The sequence below is a fragment of the Bulleidia extructa W1219 genome (assembly GCF_000177375.1).
GTDB lineage: Bacteria > Bacillota_I > Bacilli_A > Erysipelotrichales > Erysipelotrichaceae > Bulleidia > Bulleidia extructa.
Window position 1 is genome coordinate 1 of record NZ_ADFR01000007.1, and the last position, 23217, is coordinate 23217.

17 protein-coding genes, 3 tRNA genes and 1 pseudogene are annotated in these 23217 nt (G+C 35.8%); all 21 read right to left on the reverse strand.

What is annotated here, in order from left to right:
* Positions 1–1980 (reverse strand): prealbumin-like fold domain-containing protein (locus HMPREF9013_RS03630; RefSeq protein WP_006627024.1); only part of this gene is annotated, 1980 nt, incomplete at its 3' end.
* Between the two features lie 491 nt (positions 1981–2471).
* Positions 2472–4175 (reverse strand): phosphoenolpyruvate--protein phosphotransferase, encoded by a 1704-nt coding sequence (gene ptsP / locus HMPREF9013_RS03635; RefSeq protein WP_006627025.1) that lies wholly within the window; start codon positions 4173–4175, stop codon positions 2472–2474.
* Positions 4176–4221: 46 nt separating this feature from the next.
* Entirely contained in the window at positions 4222–4470 is a 249-nt protein-coding gene (locus HMPREF9013_RS03640) for an MG284/MPN403 family protein (protein WP_006627026.1), read from the reverse strand.
* Positions 4471–4640: 170 nt separating this feature from the next.
* Positions 4641–5168 (reverse strand): ribosome hibernation-promoting factor, HPF/YfiA family, encoded by a 528-nt coding sequence (gene hpf / locus HMPREF9013_RS03645; RefSeq protein ID WP_006627027.1) that lies wholly within the window; start codon positions 5166–5168, stop codon positions 4641–4643.
* A 55-nt stretch (positions 5169–5223) separates the two neighbouring features.
* Positions 5224–6681 (reverse strand): DUF2779 domain-containing protein, encoded by a 1458-nt coding sequence (locus tag HMPREF9013_RS03650; RefSeq protein WP_006627028.1) that lies wholly within the window; start codon positions 6679–6681, stop codon positions 5224–5226.
* The gene (locus HMPREF9013_RS03655) at positions 6678–7580 is read right to left on the reverse strand and encodes an ROK family protein (RefSeq protein WP_006627029.1); all 903 of its coding nucleotides are present in this window, start codon (positions 7578–7580) and stop codon (positions 6678–6680) included. Before HMPREF9013_RS03655 ends, HMPREF9013_RS03650 begins: the two co-directional genes overlap by 4 nt.
* Before the next feature lie 53 nt (positions 7581–7633).
* Entirely contained in the window at positions 7634–8947 is a 1314-nt protein-coding gene (locus HMPREF9013_RS03660) for a C1 family peptidase (RefSeq protein ID WP_006627030.1), read from the reverse strand.
* A 252-nt stretch (positions 8948–9199) separates the two neighbouring features.
* A complete protein-coding gene (locus HMPREF9013_RS03665; protein ID WP_006627031.1) occupies positions 9200–9790 on the reverse strand; it encodes a DUF6707 family protein in 591 nt (196 codons plus the stop codon).
* Between the two features lie 67 nt (positions 9791–9857).
* Positions 9858–10259, reverse strand: a pseudogene (locus HMPREF9013_RS03670) (YfbM family protein); the annotation flags it as partial.
* 122 nt (positions 10260–10381) lie between these two features.
* On the reverse strand, positions 10382–10717 hold the full coding sequence (locus tag HMPREF9013_RS03675; RefSeq protein ID WP_006627034.1) for a hypothetical protein: 336 nt from the start codon (positions 10715–10717) through the stop codon (positions 10382–10384).
* Positions 10718–11156: 439 nt separating this feature from the next.
* The gene (locus tag HMPREF9013_RS03680) at positions 11157–11636 is read right to left on the reverse strand and encodes a hypothetical protein (protein ID WP_040333470.1); all 480 of its coding nucleotides are present in this window, start codon (positions 11634–11636) and stop codon (positions 11157–11159) included.
* Positions 11637–12065: 429 nt separating this feature from the next.
* Complete coding sequence (locus tag HMPREF9013_RS03685; RefSeq protein WP_232209567.1) at positions 12066–12488, reverse strand: hypothetical protein; 423 nt, start codon at positions 12486–12488, stop codon at positions 12066–12068.
* 22 nt (positions 12489–12510) lie between these two features.
* Complete coding sequence (locus tag HMPREF9013_RS03690; RefSeq protein WP_006627036.1) at positions 12511–15186, reverse strand: DEAD/DEAH box helicase family protein; 2676 nt, start codon at positions 15184–15186, stop codon at positions 12511–12513.
* Between the two features lie 198 nt (positions 15187–15384).
* Positions 15385–17667, reverse strand: coding sequence for an endopeptidase La (gene lon / locus HMPREF9013_RS03695; protein ID WP_006627037.1), 2283 nt, complete (start codon positions 17665–17667; stop codon positions 15385–15387).
* A 67-nt stretch (positions 17668–17734) separates the two neighbouring features.
* Positions 17735–19060 (reverse strand): replication-associated recombination protein A, encoded by a 1326-nt coding sequence (locus tag HMPREF9013_RS03700; protein WP_006627038.1) that lies wholly within the window; start codon positions 19058–19060, stop codon positions 17735–17737.
* A gap of 38 nt (positions 19061–19098) precedes the next feature.
* Positions 19099–19473 (reverse strand): hypothetical protein, encoded by a 375-nt coding sequence (locus HMPREF9013_RS03705; protein ID WP_006627039.1) that lies wholly within the window; start codon positions 19471–19473, stop codon positions 19099–19101.
* A gap of 175 nt (positions 19474–19648) precedes the next feature.
* Positions 19649–19729 (reverse strand) — tRNA-Leu (locus HMPREF9013_RS03710).
* Between the two features lie 237 nt (positions 19730–19966).
* Positions 19967–21973 carry an HAD-IC family P-type ATPase gene (locus HMPREF9013_RS03715; RefSeq protein ID WP_198002123.1) on the reverse strand — a complete coding sequence of 669 codons (2007 nt, stop codon included), beginning with the start codon at positions 21971–21973 and terminating at the stop codon, positions 19967–19969.
* Between the two features lie 142 nt (positions 21974–22115).
* Positions 22116–23006 (reverse strand): carbohydrate kinase family protein, encoded by an 891-nt coding sequence (locus HMPREF9013_RS07350; RefSeq protein WP_006627042.1) that lies wholly within the window; start codon positions 23004–23006, stop codon positions 22116–22118.
* 48 nt (positions 23007–23054) lie between these two features.
* Positions 23055–23127: transfer RNA gene (locus HMPREF9013_RS03725), tRNA-Phe, on the reverse strand.
* Positions 23128–23129: 2 nt separating this feature from the next.
* Positions 23130–23207: transfer RNA gene (locus HMPREF9013_RS03730), tRNA-Met, on the reverse strand.
* Positions 23208–23217 lie beyond the last annotated feature (10 nt).

The window sequence follows — 23217 nt, forward strand, 5'->3', positions numbered from 1 at the left end:
TTTAAATGTGTATTTCTTAGAATCAACAGGAGCACTTGGACTTCCACTTGGTATCTCTTCTCCATTTGGATTTTTGACAATCTTATACGTCACTTTATATTCCGCTTTTCGATTCGTCAATGTTAAATCCTTATTATTACTTGGAGCATTCTTATCTTGCTCGGTAAAACTGATCGCAAATTCTTTAGAAGTGGCAGGATTGGTCTGATCATATCCTTCCGGTGCCTTTGTCTCTAAAAGTCGATAGGTCTTTCCGTTGGCAAGACCACGGATATTTAAAATGCCTTTCTCATTTGTATAAAATCGATGATTTTCCTTACTACCTGCATGACCGACCACTGTAATATTTTGAACATCCGAATCGATCCAATTCCCTGTTCCGTCTTTTTCCTGTAGCTTGAATTCCGCTTTTTCAACCCCTTGTCCTGTTTTAACATCCGTCTTTAAAATGGCCATCCCATCTTTATACGTATGCAAGCTGATTTCTCCTACTACAAAATAGTTCTTCGCTGTCACTGTTTGACCTGATATGGTCGCTGTATTTTCTACCGAAGCTCCTGTTCTCATCACAGGTTTGACTAAATCGGCCGTCATGTATAAAAGCACTTTACAAATCGGCCAATTTTTTATTTTTTCATAAATCTCATTGATTTTTTCCGGTGATGTATTGATTTGTTTCAATTCATGATTAGCATTTATTGCATAACAAGGGAAGAAATTATTAATAATCGTTTCCTTCCCCAACTTATCACATAGAGCACCCCACGTATACATTTGGTTTGAGTCTTTCGAACCAAGCTTTCCAAGACTTACCACCAGTCTTTTATCTCCATTAGGACTCTCATAAATCCCATACTCTCCCGGCTTTAAGGAAGCTTTGAATTGTTCATAGGACTGCCCGGCAGTAGCTGTTTTCTTAGTGAAAAGATCGTCAAACTTTACTCCATTTCCTCGAGAAAGATGTTCAGCACCAACACTCTTTCCGTTAGCATATCTTTCCCTAAGAAGCGGAGTCTTCCCATCTTCGTATAAATACATACCCGTTAGCACAACAGAATCAAAAGTGATTTTCTTATACATATCAGCCGGAAATGTATCCTCCAAGTAAGAAGTTTCGGTGGCTGAATAAGAACCGTAAGCCTTATCATAGCCAAATAAGAACGCAGCTCCTGCAGGTGAGTCAAGAGTTGTTTCCTTTTTTTGGCCATTGCTTGGAGCTGTTACGGTATATTTGTAATATGAAAAATTCCAAACTATTGTCCATTTTGTACTAGTATTGGTGCCGGAAGTTCCCCCTGATTTATCCTGCCGAATCAAAAAGAAAGCATTAGGATCTTTAATTTCCGGTGGAGCATAGTTGCCATAAATTTTCGTTCCTTCAGTTAACCAATAATTCGATTTAACATTGATATTGGCGTTTTTATCCAATATCTTTACTTTATCAATTCCTGTAGGATGTTTAGCTTTCGCTGCATCTACCTCTGCTTGTGTTGGAAAACCGCCATAATATGTACCAACATTCCTTAATGTTGTCGATATCGTTAACTTAGCCGATGTCTTAGTATTATTCTTTTTAGTAAATTTGATTCGAATCTTATCTCTAGTGATCGTGGCTTCTCCTAAAAGGGAACCATCTTCCGAATCCAAAACCGAAAGCCCAACGCTCTCAAATAATTCTCCCCGCTCCGCTTTGATGGGAATTTCAATGACATCACCCGTTTGAATCGGTGTCCCCTTATTGACTGTTAAATCAATCTTATAATCTACACTTGCATTAAAATCCACCGATGAATGAAAATCATTCACGTTCGTAGAATCATGGATCTCAGCATTTGGTGACGTGATAGAATCAATCGTTACCTTATCTGTAATATCCGTCTCTGTTTCTCTGGCATAAATAGGCACTGAAAACAACCCAACTATCATAGTCAGTGACATCAAAAATGTGAAAATTTTTGAAAGTGTTTTTTGGATTTTCATATTTCTCTCCCCTTCATTGCGATTTCATAATAAGTGTAATATTGTCACAAAAAGCAGACTTTAAATTCCAAAAATGATATTCTAAGCTCGTATAAGTGTAACTATGCCTAAAAAGAAAAATAGATACAGAAGAAGGGTGTCACATTAAGTCTACCTATTTTTCCATTTTCATAGAAAATCATTCCATTTAGTCTCCTGCATTTCTACAGATTCTTGAGAAGAAACGAACAAAGATCTATATATCAAAATACGGAAAAATGATCGTAGTTTAATGGCATGAGATATTCAGCTTTTATACAAATACAAAGTTCAAACCGGCAAGAATCCTATCTAAAATCATGGCAAATAAAAAATGTCAATTCCCTTTTATGAATCAAGGTTTATGACATTTTTAATTTTTATAACTTTCAAAGATGAATCTCCATTTAATCAACTGCTTTCAACTAGGAAGAAAAAAGACTGTTATCTTTCGATCACAATCTATTTTTTTATTATCCTAACACTTTTTCTACATGAGCTTTTACTTCTTCAGCCGTTGCTAATTGAACGCATTCATTGGCTAATTTTTTCATAGCTTCATAGTTTAAGCCATTGATCACTTTACGAGTTGCTAAAATCGAAACAGCTGACATCGAAAATTCATCCAAACCTAACCCTAATAAGACCGGAGCCGCTTGGGCATCGCCCGCCATTTCACCACACATACCACACCACTTCCCTTGCGAGTGGGCACCATCAATAGCCATCTTAATCAAACGAAGAACGGATGGATTGAATGGTTGATATAAATACGACACATTTTGGCTCATACGATCAGCCGCCATTGTATATTGAATCAAATCATTCGTACCAATGGAGAAAAAATCAGCTTCTTTTGCCAGCTGATCAGCGTTTACCGCTGCTGCCGGGATTTCAATCATAATACCAACTTGAACATTTCCGACCTTTACACCTTCTTGTTCCAATTCAGCACGTATTTCATCATATAATTTCTTCGCTTCACGAAATTCATTCACTGTGGCAATCATCGGGAACATGATAGCCAACTTACCATAAACCGAAGCTCTTAATAAAGCCCGTAATTGTGTTCGGAAAATATCCTTTCTCATCAAACAAAAACGAACAGCACGAACGCCTAAAAAAGGATTCATTTCCTCTTCAAATTGGTAGTAGTTCAACTTTTTATCCCCACCAATATCCAAAGTACGAATCACCACTTGGCGACCTTGCATTGCTTCTAGCACTTGCTTATATGCAGAAAATTGTACCTCTTCACTTGGGAAATCATCTTCACTCTTCATGTATAAGAATTCAGTCCGAAATAATCCGACTCCTTCACCACCATTATCCAAAACAGCTTGCACATCAGCCGGAGAACCGATGTTTCCCACTAAATCAACTTGATGACCATCTAATGTAATGGAAGCTTGATCCTTCAAATTCTTTAATTCTTCTTTTTCCCTTTGAAAAATCGCTAACTTTTCTTGATAAGAAGCAATCTGTTCAGCCGTTGGATGTAAGATAATTTCACCGGTAATAGCATCTAAAATAATTTCATCCCCATTCTTCACCTGACTTAACAAATCCCCACAACCGACCACGGCTGGAATTTCTAAAGAACGGGCCATAATAGCCGAATGAGAAGTACGTCCCCCCATTTCTGTAACAAATCCCTTGGCATATTCCTTGTTTAAAGAACCTGTATCTGAAGGAGTCAGATCTTTCGCTACAATCACAACCGGTTCTTGAAGTGTCGCAAGATTGGGAATTTCTTTGCCCAAAATATTGCATAAAAGACGGAAAGAGACATCTCTAATATCCGCTGCACGAGCCTTCATGTATTCATCATCCATGCTTTCAAACATGCCAACCATCATATCTGATACATTCTTGGTTGCACCAGCAGCACTAACACCACCCTGTCGGATAGAAGCCTCAATAGAAGTTCGATATTCAGGATCATTCACCATCATTAAGTGAGCATCAAAAATCTCTAACTCTTCTTCTTTTAAACTCTTTGAAGCAACTGCTTTAATCATTTCAATATCAGAAACCGTCTTCACCATGGCTTTCTCTAAAATAGCCAATTCTTCCTCCACCGATTTCACTGCTAAACCAATCTCAATTACCGGTTGCTCCAGTTTATACACTTTTGCAATAGCAATTCCTTGCGATGCTGCAATACCTTTCATCACTGTCCTCCTAATATTTCTCTTGGAAACGCTTCACTAATTTTATCATTCAAGAGACTTCAAGGCAATTTAAGAACTCGTTAATAGCCACTTTTTTCAAACGATAATAGGATGATTTTGCAAAATATTCCATGTACCAATTATTTTTCTTTTTCTCTAAATAATCATGACGAATGATCCAATTTGTCGGCTCCGAACAAGTCATCAGTGTCGTTTCAATTAAATTTAAGAATTGTTCATCATATTCATTTCTCTGGGATTTCTTTTTACAACATTGATAAGCTTGTCCGACATACATCAAAATTATTTGTTGATCTCGGTAACAGTGGATATACATCTTTTATTCCTTTCATCCTCTTATTACCAGTCTATTACAAAACCCTTTTAATTGTATCAATATTCTATATAGACTATTGATAAACCAATTAAACTTGAAAAACTCATATTTAAAAAAAGGCATTTCTGCCTTTAATCTTGAACTTCCAGAAGACCATAACCACCTAGATCACGCTGATAAACAATTGCTTTCTTATTGGTTTCCTCATCTGTATAAACATAGAAACTATGACCCAACAATTCCATTTGAAGGATTGCTTCATCCAATGACATCTTATCTGCTTGCACAATTTTTGTTCGAACAGGAACTTCATTTTCTTCCTCATGAACGGTTTCATCAATAAAAGCTTTTGCTAAATGTTCCCGATGACGCTTTGATAAACGCGTTTTTTGACGACGAATCTGATCTTCTAACTTATCCATAGCCAAGTCCAAAGCCGCATAGAAATCATCTTGAATCACTTCCGCACGAACTGTTCCCACTTTAGTTGGAATAGTAATCTCAACCTTTTGAGAATTTGGATAAACTCTAGCCACCACACGAGCCACCGTATTTCCATCCACTAAGAGATACTTTTCTAAGCCGGTTAGCTTTTCTTCAATTTGACTACGCATAGCCTCTGTGATTTCCACATTTTTACCAACAATTTCAAAACGCATTAGATACCTCCTGTTGAAAAAGATTTTCCCTTTTTCTATCTTTATTTTAACATCTTCACTTCGTTAGTTCCATCAACCAAGAAATAATTTTAATCAAAGCCATGGAGTCCATTAAACTATACTCTCGCAGGTTCTTTCTCAGTTGCATTTTCCGCTGAAAATTTTCCTCTTTTTCCCACTTACGCCAAGTATCCACCGCTTCCAATCCGTTATGCACTTTCAAACCGGAATAAGTCTCAGGTTCTAACACCGATAGAATAGACTTTAATGTCCAAGATCCTCTCATTTTTTGATGATACAAATATCCCGATTGAAAAGGCTCTTGAAGATCCACCATTCGTTTTAAATATTTCTGCAAATTCTTTTGATAGTTAGGAAACTGTTCCATCCATTCTTCCAAGCGAAGTTTTTCTGCTCCTAACATATTAAAAGTCACAATCGTTCCTTTTTTTGGAATTTGACGGATCAAAGAAGCAATCATCTTTTCTCTTCCATCACCTTCAGAAATAAAACAACGGGAATGAACACAGCCATCTTTTTCTAAAATGGTTAAACTATACGCAAAGGGCAAAACCATCATTGGCTTTAAACCCGAATAAGCCGGGATAGAAAAACGATCCCATTCCATATCAAACGCAATTAAAGGATATTGTAGATTACTTAACCATTGCTTCATCTTCATCTTATCGACATACAAAGGTGGATTTTGTATCGCCTTCCACTGGGCTATTTCCCGTAATTGTCCCGTTTTAAATCTTGGTGGTATTTCTAATAATTTCTTTCTTCCTTGATAGTACCATTGAAAACGGAGCGTTGTATTCTTTGCAAAAAGAATGGAATCATCCGGTTCTCTTTCATAACTTGGTTGACATTCTTTTAAAAAAGGACAATCCGTCGGTTGAAAACATTTTTTTGATAAACGCTTTTCTATCTTTCTTTGTTGATAACACCTTTTCATCCGTTTCAAATCCTCAAAAATCATCCTTTCATTAGGTTGAATGATTTTCAAGATTGTTTTTTCCGGATGATCTAAAAAACTATCGGTTTGTTTAAAAAGATCTTGGGGATTCAACCATTCTTTCCGTGTGTACTCCGGATTCAAATACAACAAATAGACTTTTTGAATAGCTAAATGATTTCCCTTAAGAACAAACAAACTGTCTTGGTAATAGAGTAAATCAACACTTCTCGGTTGATTTCCCATGAAAATAAAATACACATCATATCCATTTTCCCCATGATGCAAAATAGGAATTTTGACTCGTAAACCATGAAATTCAAAACGAGCTTTAATCACCCACTCATGACTTTCTAAAAGTTCACAACTATGGCTGGGGGTATCTCCTTGTTGCCCAATTCCGTAACAAGTAATTCCTAAATAACTCATGGCCAATCGTGTTATTTCATCTTCTTTTCTAAGATATTGAAATTCTTCTATTGATTTTTCAAAGGTATATTGAAACAAACGAACGCAACGGCGATAACGACGATGATCTTCAATATGAAATATCATAGTCCTCGAGACATCGGTAACATGGCTGCACCAATCACCCCTGGTTCTTCACATTCTGCCATTAAAAATTGTGTATCTCCCACCATGGTATGTGATTGTGCTTGGAAAGATTGAATCACCTCGGTAAAAAACGAATCTGCCGACTTCATCACACCACCACCCAGTACAAAAGCTTCCGGATCCACTGCACAAGATAAGGTTGCTAATAATTGCCCTAAATCTTGAATGATTTCTTTCTTAAGTTGAATGGCTTTTTTGTTTCCTTGATCTGCCAATTGAAAAATCTGTCCGGCATGTTGAATATCTTCTTGAGGAAATAAGGCTCTTCCCTTACGAACAATAGCGGTACCACTAGCTTCATTTTCTATGGCCCCTACATTTAAGTAATTGATCTTTTCTCGACTTCTATCAATAATGATATTCGCTATTTCACCACCAAAGCCATGGCTTCCTGAAATCACTTGTTTATGCCAAATAAAAGCCCCTCCAATTCCCGTAGAAATCGTTATATAATAGATGCTTTCAAAATCCTTGCCAGCACCAACCATCGCCTCTGCAAGACCAGCTACATTCGCATCATTGTCTAAAAATACCGGCATACCAAATTCTTTCTTCAATTCACTAGCCAAGGGATAGCCTTTAAAACCCGGTAAATTCGTATCTAAATTCATCACACCGATATTTGTATTCACAGGTCCGGGTACTCCAATACCCATTGCTTCACAATTTTTCCAATTTGGAATTTCTCGAATCAAAGATTTCAAGTTTTCCATCACTTTGCCTGTTCCTTCCTTTCCATAAGAAGGTCCCTTCACACTAGCTAATATCTCTCCTGCTTCACTTATCTTAGCTACCCGAACATTCGTACCACCTAAGTCAATTCCAATATATGTTTTCATACTTTATCTCCTGACTCTATTATACAAAGAAAAAGATGAGATTTCTCTCACCTTTACTTCATGATGGCCAGAGTTCCAAATGGATCCCATGGTTTTAAAACTTTAGATGATTTCTTTAAAGCTTTGGAAGCTTTCTTACTCAAGTGTTTTTTATGAACTGCCGCCACATAAACGTATTGATCAAACCAAGTATCTGAGGCAATGAAATAGCCCTTATGAGCAATCTTATCTCCCCAAGAGTTTTCGATCTTCCAACGAGTTGGCTGATCGTTTACTAAATTGACTCCCGTCAAAACCATTGCATGATTCATCATTGATTCATGACTATCCAGCAATTCCGCCTTACTCATTTCTAATTTCATATCAAAGCTAGATGCATAAGCATATTGTTGATCATCCCAAGCCCCGGTCGTACGATTTGCGAATTGTGAGCAATCACAACCAAACCATGTTGGCATACCTTCTTTCATTTGTGAAATCACTGCAGATTTTAGTTCATCCATCGGTAAATTTAGCATACAAATAGCTTCTCCATCGACGACATTACCCAATAAATCAACTGAATAGGTTTGATAAAATTTCTTATCCGCAGTAGGTCCATTGATCACATAGATATATTCTTCCAAAGCAACTCCTAAATCCTCATAGAATTTCACCGGATCAAGATGATCTAAGCGATGAAAATTCTTATCTTTATCCCGATATTCCCAAGTAAAACTCTTTGGTGGTACTCCAAAACAGGAGGCTAGTAAACCATAAATTTCCTCTAAAGCTTCTTTGTGCAATTTCACTATTTCAGCTTCCTTTTTCCCTTGAATATCCAAGACAAAGCGACGCAAACGGCGATTTAATAATACATTTGAATTCGTATGTGATGACTGATAAGTTTCCGGCATAGCTGATTTGATGACAATCCCGTACTTACGAATCAAACTGACCAACATATTCCATTGGCCACCATCACCAACCACTTCTTTTAATAAAAAACGCATTTTTTCAGAATCTAAACCGCCACCTATTTCTTGAATGGCACAAGTCATAAACCAATTGGCTTTTTCTAATTTATCGTAAAAAGCCACATAGTTTTGAGAAAATTCCAATTCTTCAACGTTATACTTCTTAGCAGCCACTTCTCTTAAAACATTCAAAGCCGAAAAAATCCAACAACGACCGGATTGAAGCTGATTGGTCACTGGCATGGTTTCCAAATCTAAGGAAAATATATTTTGATTATCTCGATCCGCCATTTCGTTATGCACCACATCATTTAATGGGTGAGTACTCAAAGCATGGCGTAATACCGTTAATTTTTCATTCTTAACATATTTCTTTTCTAGTTTTTCAATCTCTTTTAATTCAATTTTCATATCCATTCCTCACTTTCTATTTAGTATAGGTTAGTTATAACTAACTGTCTACCTTTTTGCCTGTTTATCCTTCTATAAAACAATGAATTCCAATTCCTAAACATCTCATTAATAAGCGTTTTGTCAGGGGATTTTTATTGTTGCTTGATGCTTTTATGTTGAAAATCACGTAATCAAAAACAGTAAACCTATTTGATTTACTGCTTTCCAAATGGTTATATTCAAGTTATATTCAATTAGACAAACTGAATTTTATCTTAAGAGCATCATGTATTCATTTATTTTTTCCGACAGCTTTTCTTTATTATTTTCCAGATTTAAATAAAAGCCTGTAACTCCATAGCCGATCATACTGTAAAGTGCTGTTAAGCGATAATGATTTTCTAATTTCTTATCATTAATGGCGGAGGCTTGTTCTATATTTGCTGTATGACATATAGATTCAAAAGTTTTTCTATTCATGATCTTTTGACAAAATCTCCAGGCGTCCTCTTCTGTTTCATCGTGATGCTTAGGTGTAGACCAAACCTTTTTCATTTGAGCCACTCTGAAATTTTTATCATTTTTTCTTCCGGTTTCATGATAAATATGTGCTTCCAATCCCCAGATCCAGATAATAAAATCCCATACATTGTAGTTAATTTTCTCCGGAATCTCGATATTTACATATTCGCAAACTTTCAATGCTTCTTCCTTGCAATCATCAATATATAGCCAATACGCAAGTTCACACAAAGAAGACATATCTGCATTTTTTGTAAAAGAACAACTTTTACCTAATTTTTTACAGAGTCTGACAATTTCTCGTTCTTCATGATTCATCATAATATCATCAAACAACATATGTATTACTCCACAACTTCTAATCGCCCCATTTCTATAAATGAGAGTTATTCACTTTCTCATTTCATTAACAAATCGTAACCAATACATTACCATTTGCTTCTACTATTTTTTTATAGAAGTCTTTCAGATTTTGAAAGCAGTCCATCAGTTCTTCTTTTATTTCATCAGCTTCTTCTTCATAATCCCAAATATCGGGATACAAGTCCGCTTTTTGGCATTCCTCCATGCTGAAATTTTCCATAGCCTTCTCTATATCAAAATGTTCCAGAGCCAAAACAATATCTTTCACCCTTGATTTTTCTGTGTAAGCTAGGTATTCTTCCACATCTTCAATAGGAACCAACCCCACAACCGCTTCACTGAGAGGATTATTTTTAATAGGTTCACTACTACCTACACCAGTCAACACAAAATGAAGTGCATCCCACATCTTGTCTAAATCAAGAAGTATCTTCACCCCTTCATTCTCATCTTCAACTTCTTCAAAAACCTTAGCTTTTTTCTCATAAAAAGTTTTAAGTTTTTTAAATTTTTATCACTTAAATATTGATAATTAGCTATTATTCCCATTTTTATTTCCTCCTAAATTCAATCATAACTTAAATTTCTTAATTCATCAAAAGTTAATTCCGTATAATTCTTAGCTGAGTTCAAAACAGAATCCGTTGTATCAGGCAATCTATCCATCACTTTCTTAATATCTATATCCTTAGGAAATGGGATAATATTCTCCTTCGCATCTTCACCATTATGTGCTAAAAATATAAACTCACCTGTCTTCCAATTTATATTGAAATGATGACTGATACCGACTTTTGTTTCTAAATCAAGCAGTTCTTCTTCCTGATTTATGAAATTTTCATATATAAATTCAAACAAGGCTTCCTGATTTATTTTGATGATTCTGCACACATTATCTTTCACTTATTTCTCCTCTTACTGGTACCAAAAACACTCATTTATTATACCTAATATTATTAGGATTATACCATATTTTCCCTTAGTTTTATAAGTCTAACTCTTGCTTCTTTACCTGCGTTAATCCTTTGTTTTCTTACCGTCATTTCTCTATCCATCTTCTAACAATTTCAGATTGTTCAGCCTCTTTTCATAGGTCTATCATTTGAGAAGATAGACCATCTTTTTCATTCCTCAAAGTACCTATTTTGCTTTTGCTGAATAATGAGATTTTTTCTTGATTTTAAACAACAAAAAACAGTAAACTTATTCGATTTACTGCCTGACAAGGTTTTACTATATATTTCTTATTTGTTGGTTTTAACTCTTTCCACTGTCTTCTTCATAAAGTTATATGTGAAAATCAGATTGGGCAACATTATACTGATCTTCCATACCTTTATCTTTAAAATTTGGGCATATATTTAATAAAAATCATCAACAAGCTGATGATCAGAATAGCATAAAATAAAGTTGCTAATATTAATCTCTGTTTACTCTGACCTATTTTTCTTATTGATTTTTGTTCCAATATAATGACTAAAAATAGAAGAGCTTCCACAAAATATATGGAACCTAATGTATAAAATGCTGTCTTTGGGTTGGTGTAGAGTGAAAGATACCAAAAGAAGTCTCCGATATTTGTAAATCTTATAAAATACAATCCAACAACCATAGGAATCGGCACAAGAAAACTGACTATCCAAGCTAATTTTTTATTTTTAACTTTTATTAAAGGCTCCAACTCACCAAAATGTTTTGTATAATAGTCATTCGGAAAAAATAGATAACTCAGCAATCGTGAAAATCTTACGATTAAAATACTGCCAAACACAAACATCAAGATATAGCATAAAAAGTAATAAAGTATTTTATAATCAAACATATTTTTTATCTCATTAACCTTCCGTAATATATCCTAACCCCAATAAAAGACATCATTATACTCAGCAGAAGAAATATAATCCCGACAAAAGTAGAAGATATTTCAATCTCAATTCACATAATCCATTATAGCATTTTTTCTACTATCAGATTTCCCACTCACTTGTAAATCTTACATAAGAACAGATAGAAAAGTTTGTCCGGAAAGGTGTCTTTGCTGTTTCGGTTAAACTATATCTCTTACAAAGGTCTTTTCTTTCATCTTTTTTTGTTAGACTGCCATCAGGTTTTCGAAGTTTGGCTCATTCTTCTTGAATCAATACTTTCTTTTGTTCATTCATACTCTCTAAACTTTTCAATATTTTTAGTTCAATATTCTTTGGAGTATGGACCATGATAGACTTCGGATTCATCGGTTCTAACCATCCGTTTATTTTTCATCATAAATTGGTGGAATCGTAAAAAACCTATCGTTTATCTTTATTTGAGCGTAAAGTATTTCATCTTTATAATAGTACCCTTTAAATAACGGATGTGGATTCAAACTCTTGAATATCTCATCAGGCAAACCTCTAAAATCATAATCTCTTAGCGCTCCTGCACCAAGCAATCTTTTTGTTCTATCAGCTTTGATTTCGTTAGCGTATGTTTGATAAAATGCTTCTGGATCATCTTCATAAAGCGCTATATCCCTTTCGTCTATCGCATAATACCGATCATAACCGGCCACCCACGAAATATGAACACAAAGTAAATACCGTTCTATTTCCGGACAAAATCCTACTATGAAAAAATGCTCTCTATTGATTTTTGGATTTTCTATGGTTATTTTCTTTATGAACAAATTCATCATCACTCCGACCCCATTATTTTCCCTATTTGTATTTTTGTAAGTGATGATCTTCTTTCCTATCTGATTGCTCTAAACCTTTTACAAAATTAGCATAAGAACGCATTCTTGCTTTCAAAAGAACTCGTCTCCCCTTTATATTTCTGGTATAGATTAAATCACAAGATCCCAAATGACGTTTTACTTGATTCAAAAATAACATAGCATCTTCTTTTTTCTTCTCAAAATAAGTCGGTACCACATAAAAGCGAAACATCCTTCCTTTTAAACGAATCAGATATCTTTGATTATTGACTACTCCCAAAAACTCATCGACGCATTGAACAAAAATTTCCTTTTCTCGCAAAGACGCATTCATCAAATAGATACTGTGATAAAACTGATTACCTTCAACCATCACTCTGGAAGTTTCTAAAATTTCGCCTTTATCCACCAAAGCATCCCGAATGGATTTTCCAACTTGCTTTAAATACTTTCCTGGCGAAAGATGTAAGTAAATACGAAATATCAGATAGCAGAATAAAGAAATACCGATACCAATAAGAGCCATCCAGAACATATTAGAGGCACGAGATGAAAACAAAGAACGGAAAAATCTGTCGATAGAAATACCAACCACCCAAAAAACGATATTGAAAAGGATCATCCCCAATACATCGTCAAAGGACGTTTTTGATTTTATCACATCATTATCTTCTTTAAACATAAGAACCGTTTCGTGGTGTTGATAAAGGGCATGATCCCACTTTTCTTTAAGACCCTCTCGTGAAGCAGAAAGAGCCAGCATTTCCTCGTTGATCCGTTTAATATTGTCAAGAGTAAACGGTTCTTTGATGGCTGTTAATCTACCCAATCCATTTTCAATCGTCATTCCATCATAACTGACACCCAAAAAACCTTCAAACTTTCGTTTTAAATTCATGTAATCTTCATTAACCGCTTGTTCTGTAAAACCAAGAATTCGCATTTTATCAATTTCTTCAGCTTTATCAATACAAACAAGGTGCCATATATTCGCCACTTTTGTTGGATCTTGATCGTAGGTACGAATCGCTCTTCCACGCATTTGATTACCCAAAACATAGCTACCAACAAAACTGGCCATAATAAGAGAATTGATACAAGGAGAATCATAGCCTTCACCCAAAAGTGATTTTGTACCAATCATGATCTGAAAATAACCTTCTTCAAACAGTTTTGAAAGAATGGCAACCATATCACTATTGGAAGCTGCCATCACCACTTGATCATACTGATCATAAAAAGAAGAGACCGTATAACTCTTACCATCGGCTAATTCTTTCAATCTCTCCAAACTACCCTTCGGCACAACCACAAGACTGCCACATACAATACCTAACAAACAAGCGGGATCCATTTCTTTTCTTAACGTCTCAAAAATAGGAATCACACCTAAATCATGAAAGGATTGCCCTGTCCCTAACATCGTGATATATTCCTTCTTAATATAATCCGTTAGAATCAACATTCGCAATGTGTCTTTGTTATGACGATATTCTGTTTTACAAATAGTCACAAGATTAGGTAATTTACTCATGCTGTTCACTAACAAAGATTGAATAACAGCATTATCTGTCAGAATGACTTTACACTTATAAATCATATGATTTTTCTTTAAAAAAATGATTAATTGTTCTCGATAAGAAGGATCACATGAATAAGAATCTATATCATCGTATAAAAAACCTTGCAAAAGTTTTTCAAAGAAAGGTAACGTCATATTCGGAAACTGAATAATCCCCATTAATTTCTTCCATCTTTTATCATATTCGACAGAATGAGAATGATAATAAAACAAAAGAGAAGATAAATACATCGGATCTTCCAGCATCTCATCGGCATAATGGTCATAATCATTGATTTTCTTATGATTTTTCAAAGCTGAAAGAAGATCCTGATGGTTCATCAAATAATGAAAAATATTGATTTTCGTCTGATGATGATCTTGAATTACTTTTCTTTCATTAGCGGTTGGATAACTAAACAGAACATAATCTTGATGAGGACAAAGATTTTTTTCTTTCACCAATTCAGGAATACTGATTTCCTCATCCACCTCTCCACACATCTGAATATATCGATTCCATTCACTTTTTTGCGCATCATAAGGAGGTGTCGCTGTCAAAGAGATAATGGTCACATGATCTCTACCAATCGTAGAAATAAATTCTTCCAGTGCCTTCCACCACTCTTTATGAAGATGGTGACATTCGTCTAAACAAATGACTTCAATCGGATTTTCTTTTATGTTTTTGATGAAATCAAATTGTGAATAATCCACCTCATTTTTTTCTACTACATCATCCGTTTCTTGATCGTCACGCTCTTCTCCTTTAAATCGTGTCATAGCACTAAAAAGAGTCTGGTAAGTAATCGATGTAATATCACTATTTTCTACCAGAGAGGTTGATAATGTGATTGAATGATCTAATAAAAACGCTTCTTCAATTCGTTGTATCCATTGATTTCTAATCACCAGTCGTGGCGAAATAATCAACGCTCTTTTTCCTAACCGTCTGATTAACTCAATGCCTAATGTTGTTTTTCCACTGCCGGGTGGTGCCACGATATGAATTTTCTTATCTTTTAGATAAGTCGTTGCTTGATCTAATATTTTTTTCTGATAATCTCGAAAAGCTCCTTTAAACTGAAGATGATTGTCATAAAGATTACTGGTCATAAAATACTCCGTCCAAGGAAATTATAGAATAAAAGAAAAAAGATTCAATCATTTCCCCATAAGGCTATGGAATCTAAGTTGGAACTTTTTACATTTAATCATCCAAAAGAAAAAGGAGGATTTATCTTCTAATAAGATTTCTATCCCCCTCTTAGCGGTTTCTTGTTATGAGGAAATGTGTCTCATCTTGACCCTTTTTCATTTCTGAATTCCAGCTAAGGATAAAACTTCTTCAATTGTTGAAACAGTGAGGATCTTTAATTGATCTTTCACTTCTTGAGGAACATCTTTTAAGTTCTTTTCATTGTCCTTTGGAATCAAAACGGTTTTCACACCCGATCGAGCAGCCGCCATCAATTTTTCAGGTAAGCCCCCTATTGGCATCACTCCACCACGAAGTGAAATTTCTCCTGTCATGGCTAGATTTGGATTTACTTTCTGTTTTGTCAACAAAGACGCTAAAGCCGTTGTGACAGTAATACCGGCACTCGGTCCATCCTTTTTGACCGATCCGGATGGAAAATGAATGTGAATATCGTGATTTTCTAATTGTTTCGCTTCTTTAGGAAAAATTGATTTCACCAAAGACAAAGCAATTTGAACCGATTCTTGCATCACCGACCCTAGTTGCCCTGTGACCTTGATGTTTCCTTTTCCCTCACTCACTAAGCTTTCAATAAAGAGAATTTCTCCACCGGAAGCTGTCCAAGCTAATCCTGTTACAATACCAACTTTAGTATTTCTTTGAATTTTTTCATGTTCAATAGGATCCATATCCAACACTTCTGACAAATTCTTCTGACTCACATGAAACTTTGTCTGACGACCACGGGCAATCAAAACAGCGGTATACCGACAAATTTGGTCCATTCTCTTTTTCAGGCCACGAACCCCGCTTTCCATCGTATAACTAGAAATAATCGTTCGTATACCCGCATCGCTCACTGCCAACATCGCCTTTTCTATGCCCATTTGTTTCATAGACTTAGGCAATAAATGGCGTTTGGCAATCTGGAATTTTTCACTGGCTGTATAGCCTTGAAACATAATGACTTCCATACGATTTAAAAGCGGTTCGGGAATCGTATCTAAGCTATTCGCTGTACAAATAAATAGGACATTGGATAAATCATACGGTACATTCATATAGTGATCGGTGAATGTATGATTTTGTTCGGGATCCAAAACCTCTAATAAAGCTGAAGCCGGATCACCATTATATGAAGAGGATAATTTATCAATTTCATCCAAAACCATCACCGGATTAGAAGAACCGGCTTTCTGAATCCCATCCATAATTCTCCCCGGCATGGCACCGATATAAGTACGACGATGACCACGAATATCTGAACTATCTCGAACACCGCCTAAAGCCACTCGTACGTACTCTCGATTTAGTGCTCTAGCAATGGATTTACCAACAGACGTCTTCCCGGTCCCGGGAGCCCCGACAAACAAGAGAATTGATCCCGACTGCTTATGATTCAAATCCATGACAGCGATTTGTTCTAAAATTCGTTTTTTCACTTTCTGTAAACCATAATGGTCTTCATCCAAGATTTCCTCAGCCTTTTGAATATCTATCTTTTCCAATGGATTTGTTTGCCAAGATAGTGAAGTCAAAAAATCTAAATAGTTATACAAATTGCCATATTCAGGAGAATTTGAACCTTCTTGTTTCATACGAGAAAGAATTTTTTCCGCCTCTTTTAAAGCCGTTTCATTCATACTGGATTCTTGGATTCTTTTTTCTAATTTACGAATATCACTCACATTTTCCGGATGCATCTCATCCAGTTCTTTTTGTAAAAATTCAATTTGTTTCTTAATGGCCATTTCTCGATAAGCTTTTTGATTATCTTCTTCTTGAGCAGAACTGGCCGCCTTTGAGACATTACTCATTTCTGTGTATTCCAAGACATATTTTTCAATCATGGATAAACGCTTTTCTTGTGAATCTTCCGCTAATAAAGCGTATTTATCTTCCGCGGTAATACTGATTAATTGAGACATACCCGTCATGATCTCTTCCGCTGTTGTCATTTGTTGGATATAACTTTTTGCCCCTAAAGCCCAACGATATTGAGATGTAAATTGGATCAGGCTATTCTTTAAGCCTTGGATGCGACTTTGGTAATTTTGTTCATCCACATCTTCCGTTTCCGGGTGATTGATCACACCAGTAACCCCCAACGTTCGATTTGAGTGTAAATATAAATCTTCAAATTGAACACGATTATACGTCTTCACAATCAAAAAGCCATCTGTATGAACTTCTGTAATGATTCCGGAAACCCCTAAACCATAAAAATTCTCCGGAAGAAAGTTCTCTTCATTCAATGCCTTTTTCTCTAGTGCAAAATATATTTTTTCTCCTACTTTCGCTTCTTTTCCGGTGGCTTCTTTAAAAGACTCACTTGTCAAAAAAACGGTTGAATGAGGAAGGATCACAACATTATAAATAGGAACGATTTCTGCCATATTTTAGATACCTTTCTATTATAAGAACTATATTAGCACTTAAAATAAAAGAGTGCTAATATTCTGTTCACTCTTTCCCTATTTTCTTTTTACCAATATATGCCAAATATTTCTTCAATTTAGCTTCATACGCATTATCACTGAGCCGATAAAAGATTTCTTGTTGAAGAGCATCCGGTAGATACTGCTGTTCCACATAGTGATGTGGGTAATCATGGGCATATTGATATCCTTTTTCCTTACCGATAGCTTCTTCTCCTTCAACCACAATATTTTTAAGATAACCAGGTATCGGTAAATTACCATATTTCTTGACCGCCTCTTGCGCTTTGTGCAAAGCTAAATAGCTTGCATTGGACTTAGGAGCACAAGCCACATAAATACAAGCTTGAGCCAAAATAATAGAAGCCTCTGGCAAACCAACTCTTTCTACTGCTAAAGCACAGCTAGTAGCGACCTCTATCGCTCTAGGATCCGCATTCCCAACATCCTCGCTAGCACAAATCATAATACGTCGAGCAATAAACCGTTCATCTTCCCCCGCTTCCAACATTCTGGCCAGATAGTAAATAGTCGCATCCGGATCCGATCCACGCATACTTTTAATAAACGCCGAAATGGTATCGTAATGATTATCTCCTTTTTTATCATAGTGAAGCACTTTTCTTTGAACACATTCACTGACAATTTCTAAAGTGATTTCCCGATAGCCTTCTTCATTAGCACCGGTTGTTAAAATGGCTAATTCTAAAGCGTTTAATGCCACTCTAGCGTCTCCACCACTCACTTCAGCTAAGAAGTCATAAACCTCTTCTGAAACCATAGGCATAAAAGAGGCCATCCCTTTCTTAGAATCACCACACGCTCTTTTTAACAATTGAACAATATCTTCTTTCAGTAACGGTTTTAACTGAAACACACTACTTCTCGACAACAAAGCACGATTGACTTCAAAATAAGGATTTTCCGTAGTCGCTCCAATCAATACCAACAAACCCGCTTCCACAAAAGGTAATAAATAATCTTGTTGTCCTTTATTAAAACGATGAATCTCATCAATAAACAAAATGGTTTTTTCACCATACCGTTCTTTACGAACACTGGCATCTTCCACTATTTTTTCTAAATCTTTTTTTCCTGCAACTGTCGCATTCACCTGTTCAAAGTGGGATTTGGTACTTTGAGCAACCACCATTGCCAAACTCGTTTTTCCTGTTCCCGGTGGACCTGTTAAAATCAGTGAAGATAAGCGATCGGCTTGAATGGCTCGATACAACAATTTATCTTTCGCTAAAATATGAGTTTGTCCCACTACTTCATCTAAAGTTTTAGGACGCATCCGAAGGGCTAAAGGTTCTTTTAGTTCATCACTTTCTTCTTGAAATAAATTCATAACTCTATTGTATAAAAAAAGAAGGCTTTCGTCTTCTTTTATTTATCTAGATGTTCCAACGATTCTGCCCAGCTTCCAATCAAAGACGAAATCGACATTCCCCGAATGGCGGCCGCTCTTTTCAGGTGCGCTTTCTGTTCTTTCGTAATATAAGCTGAAATCAAAATTTTTTCATGATTTGTGGCAATCTGACCAAAAAATTGATCTTGAATTTCTTTGGTTCCCTGATCCATCACATATTGCTGAGCATCCTTAAAACGAAGTGGGCGCATTCTTTCTGAATTTTTATCATATAGAAAAAACTCTCCTGTTGATTTTTGATAAAGATCTCGTTTTAGCCCATCCAGATTCAACGACATCACAAATACAGAAGTCTTTGTGTCATAAACTTTTCCATTATGAATTTTTCTCATAACACCCTCCCTGTCTCTATTCCATAGAGTTCCTTATATTTACCTTTATTTTACATGAATATATACAAAAAATACCAATCATTTTTACTGGATTTTAATTTTCTTTAAAAATTTTTATAAAAAGTCAAAAAGTTTCATGAGTTTTACATAAAAAAGAAAGCTTTATGCTTTCTTATGCGGCCAACAGGACTTGAACCTGCATGAGTTTCCTCACTGACGTCTGAGATCAGCGTGTCTACCATTCCACCATGACCGCCTTCACGTTACCTTTCATAGGCAAGATCGACCTTTTATTTCAAGTTTTTCTAATGCTCTATCGGAGGTAAAATTTCTTGTTTTTTAGAGATAAGCAAATCTGTTCTTTTCAAATTATGAAATCATTCATGTTCAAACCAAATAAAGTATCTCTAACTCTAGAACTTCTTTTCCAAGAAATCCAATACCATTTTACTCCACGATATCGCTAAGTACCAGTCCAAATAATCAACTGTTTTTAAGTTATCTTTATTTTTTTCATTTGAAGAATGAAACCGCATAAAATTTGAATTCCTATCATACTTCCAAAGACAACCCAATCATTCATAGTCTGAAGACTTGGCACATCCAACGAGTGATGAAGATTCAACCATAAAAAGACTAAACCATACGCCATCAGCATCAAAAGAATGACTATCTTTCTCATCTTGGTTTTTGGCGGATAAATGGTTACTAATGCCACAATATAACTCATAGCAGTCCAAACTAAAATCCATCTTGGTAGTTGCAAATGACGAAGTACCAAAATCCCCATTAACAAATAAAGAGCACAAGGAACAGCTTTTAAAACAGCCTTTTTAAAATAACCTTTTTGAATCGGATCAGGATGACTTTCCCATTGCAATAAGAAAGTAGGAATACCTACCCCAAAAGCTGATAATACGGTTAAATGAATCGGTAAAAAAGGATAACTATAATTTAATGTCAATAATAAAACAGTGAAAGCTAAAGAATAAATCGTCTTTATGAAGTATAAAGAAGCACTATTTGAAATATTAAAAATAATCCTTCTTCCCTCTTCAATCGCCCTAGGAACCTCCGCAAAGTCATTGTGAACAAGCACAATATCGCTCACATTTTTAGCCGCCGCATGTGCACTTTCAAAACTAATGGATACGTCTGCTTGTTTCAAAGCAGATACATCATTCACACCATCTCCCACCATAGCGACTATATGTCCTTCTTTCTGAAGATGCGCAATAATATCCTTTTTTTGTTCTGGTAATACACGCCCAAATACCTGTAAAGAATAATCCAATGTCTTACCCACATTTCCACTTCTTATTAAATTTTGATACCCTGCTTTACGTGCAATTGAAGAAACGGTTCTTTCATGATCCCCTGAAATAATTCGTAATTGAACGTGTTCTTGTTGAAGATAAGCCAATGTTTCTTGAATGTGATCTTTTAATTCATCTTCTAACACCGCATAACCAACCGCTTTCACATTCTTAACCTGATCTAAATCTCCTGTTCCACACGCCAATGTAATCACTCGATTGCCATTTTTTTGTTCAGAAATCAATTTTTCCGGCAATTCACCACTACCAAAAGATTCTGCCGAACCAACTAGAAAGATAAAGCCATTTTCCATTTTAGAAGCACTGTATTTCCGTTTTGAAGAAAAAGGCAAGTAACCTTCTACCGATCTTTCATCTTTCCCGAGATATTTTTGTAAAGCCAATTGAGTTGGATTATTGGTTAATTCTTGACTCATATGTATTCTTAGCTGATTCTCATAAGATGCCTCTAGCCAGTCCACTTCTTTTACTTTTAATTGACCTGTCGTTAGTGTTCCCGTTTTATCCAAACAAATGGTATCGACCCTAGCTAAATTTTCTAAAGCACTTAAGTTTTGCGTCAAGACATAACGTTTGCTTAAGCGAAGTGCCCCTATCATCGTAGACATACTTGTCAATACCAAAAGACCTTCCGGTATCATGCCAATCAAAGCCGCTACTGTACTTAAAACTGTACGTTCATAACCAATGTTATTAATTTGAACAACATATAAAGCCACTCCAAGAGGAATCAATACGATCGAAATCAGTCGCAAAAAATGATCCAATTCTTTCACCAAACCAATCTTTCCCTTTTTAACCTTTCGAGCATCTTGAATCATTTTCTCGGCTTTCGAATCTTGAGCGGTTGTCATCGCTTCCAAAATACCCCTTCCCGAAAGAACATAGCTGCCGGCAATTAAAGAACTACCCGGATTTTTGATAATTTCTTGTTCTTCGCCTGTCAATAAGGATTCATTGACTTCTAAGTTTCCTTCTATCAAAATGGCATCTACCGGGATTTGTTGACCAACGGTTATTTCCACTTGATCACCTATTTGAATTTCATCCCGTAATAACAAAAGATTCGGTTTTAGCGGAGAATGGTATTTTTCTTGGACAAACAGTTCCATTTTTTTAAGCTGATATCTTGCTTTGATAGAATGATACACACTACTTGCCACAGCAAATAAACACGCTCCCATGAAAAGCCCATTTTCCCATCGACCAATACTAGAAACCCATATAAAAAGAAGAACATTGATGAAATTAAAATAAGTCAAAATATGTTCAAAAAAGAGATCTCTCCAAAAAGTGTCTGTTGAGTTATGCTGCATGTAAAATCATTCCTTTTAATCGTTGTTTAAATAATTCCATTTGTTGAAAAGATAGGGTTTGATGATGAATGGCGGCTATGCCCATTTCTTGAGCTAATAATAAGGCATTCTTAGAATCAACATTGGCTAATCTTGCTAGAGAATAGGCAATTGCAATATATTCAGCATCTTCAAAAGAAGTATTTTTTAATAAAAACTTTTGTGTTAATTCAAAACCGTATAAACCCTGAAATTGTGCTAAAAATAAGATGGTATTATGACTGTCTTCCTGTAAACCGGAAATCATCGTTTCCAAATACTCAAAATTTTCCAATAATAAATCAGTATCTTCTAAAATCATGATTGGGTGAAAGTCTAACATGGCATCTAAGATCGAATCTTCAATGGATTGAAAATAAGATCCCGGTGCAAAGTAAACTTCCTGTTGAATTTCCTGCAATAAATCAATCACATCTTTAGCGTTCTCACTAATCAAAGCATCTCCAAACACCAAAACACGATCAATATTTTCCGGATCAATTGTCAAAAATAAGTTATTAGAAATATCAAACTCAACCCCTGGCGCATAAATACGATTCGAGCGATCTTTACTATCGACCAATAAAGTAGATGAACCGTGTATGCCCTCAACGTGTTGTACATCAATTTGTTTTTCTTCTAAATAAGCACTAAGCATCTCTCCAGCACTTCCCCTTCCTACCGGAGCAATCACTTCATAAGGAAAGCCGAATTGTTGATAAAGGCTTGCTGCTTTCAAAGCCGATCCACTTAGTTGTAAACGAGAGGAAAGAACTTCATAATCTTCATTTCCCTTAGGCAATTCTTTCACATACTCAAGCCATTCAGTTTGCATCGTACCAATAATCAGTGTCTTTTTCATGATTCTATTATAACAAATAAAAACCCCAATTAAGGGGCTTTTACAAGGTGGCTCCAGGCGGAATCGAACCGCCGACACAAGGATTTTCAGTCCTTTGCTCTACCGACTGAGCTACAGAGCCAATGGTTGCGAGGGAAGGATTTGAACCAACGACCTCCGGGTTATGGGCCCGACGAGCTAACCAGACTGCTCTACCTCGCGATGTGTGAGT

Bases quoted from the DNA above. Each gene is read 5' to 3' on its own strand.
- HMPREF9013_RS03640 (WP_006627026.1), bottom strand. From the start codon at position 4,470: ATGTATGTCGGACAAGCTTATCAATGTTGTAAAAAGAAATCCCAGAGA.
- hpf (WP_006627027.1), bottom strand. From the start codon at position 5,168: ATGCGTTTTGAAATTGTTGGTAAAAATGTGGAAATCACAGAGGCTATG.
- HMPREF9013_RS03650 (WP_006627028.1), bottom strand. From the start codon at position 6,681: ATGATATTTCATATTGAAGATCATCGTCGTTATCGCCGTTGCGTTCGT.
- HMPREF9013_RS03655 (WP_006627029.1), bottom strand. From the start codon at position 7,580: ATGAAAACATATATTGGAATTGACTTAGGTGGTACGAATGTTCGGGTA.
- HMPREF9013_RS03660 (WP_006627030.1), bottom strand. From the start codon at position 8,947: ATGAAAATTGAATTAAAAGAGATTGAAAAACTAGAAAAGAAATATGTT.
- HMPREF9013_RS03665 (WP_006627031.1), bottom strand. From the start codon at position 9,790: ATGTTGTTTGATGATATTATGATGAATCATGAAGAACGAGAAATTGTC.
- HMPREF9013_RS03680 (WP_040333470.1), bottom strand. From the start codon at position 11,636: ATGTTTGATTATAAAATACTTTATTACTTTTTATGCTATATCTTGATG.
- HMPREF9013_RS03685 (WP_232209567.1), bottom strand. From the start codon at position 12,488: ATGATGAATTTGTTCATAAAGAAAATAACCATAGAAAATCCAAAAATC.
- HMPREF9013_RS03690 (WP_006627036.1), bottom strand. From the start codon at position 15,186: ATGACCAGTAATCTTTATGACAATCATCTTCAGTTTAAAGGAGCTTTT.
- lon (WP_006627037.1), bottom strand. From the start codon at position 17,667: ATGGCAGAAATCGTTCCTATTTATAATGTTGTGATCCTTCCTCATTCA.
- HMPREF9013_RS03700 (WP_006627038.1), bottom strand. From the start codon at position 19,060: ATGAATTTATTTCAAGAAGAAAGTGATGAACTAAAAGAACCTTTAGCC.
- HMPREF9013_RS03705 (WP_006627039.1), bottom strand. From the start codon at position 19,473: ATGAGAAAAATTCATAATGGAAAAGTTTATGACACAAAGACTTCTGTA.
- HMPREF9013_RS07350 (WP_006627042.1), bottom strand. From the start codon at position 23,006: ATGAAAAAGACACTGATTATTGGTACGATGCAAACTGAATGGCTTGAG.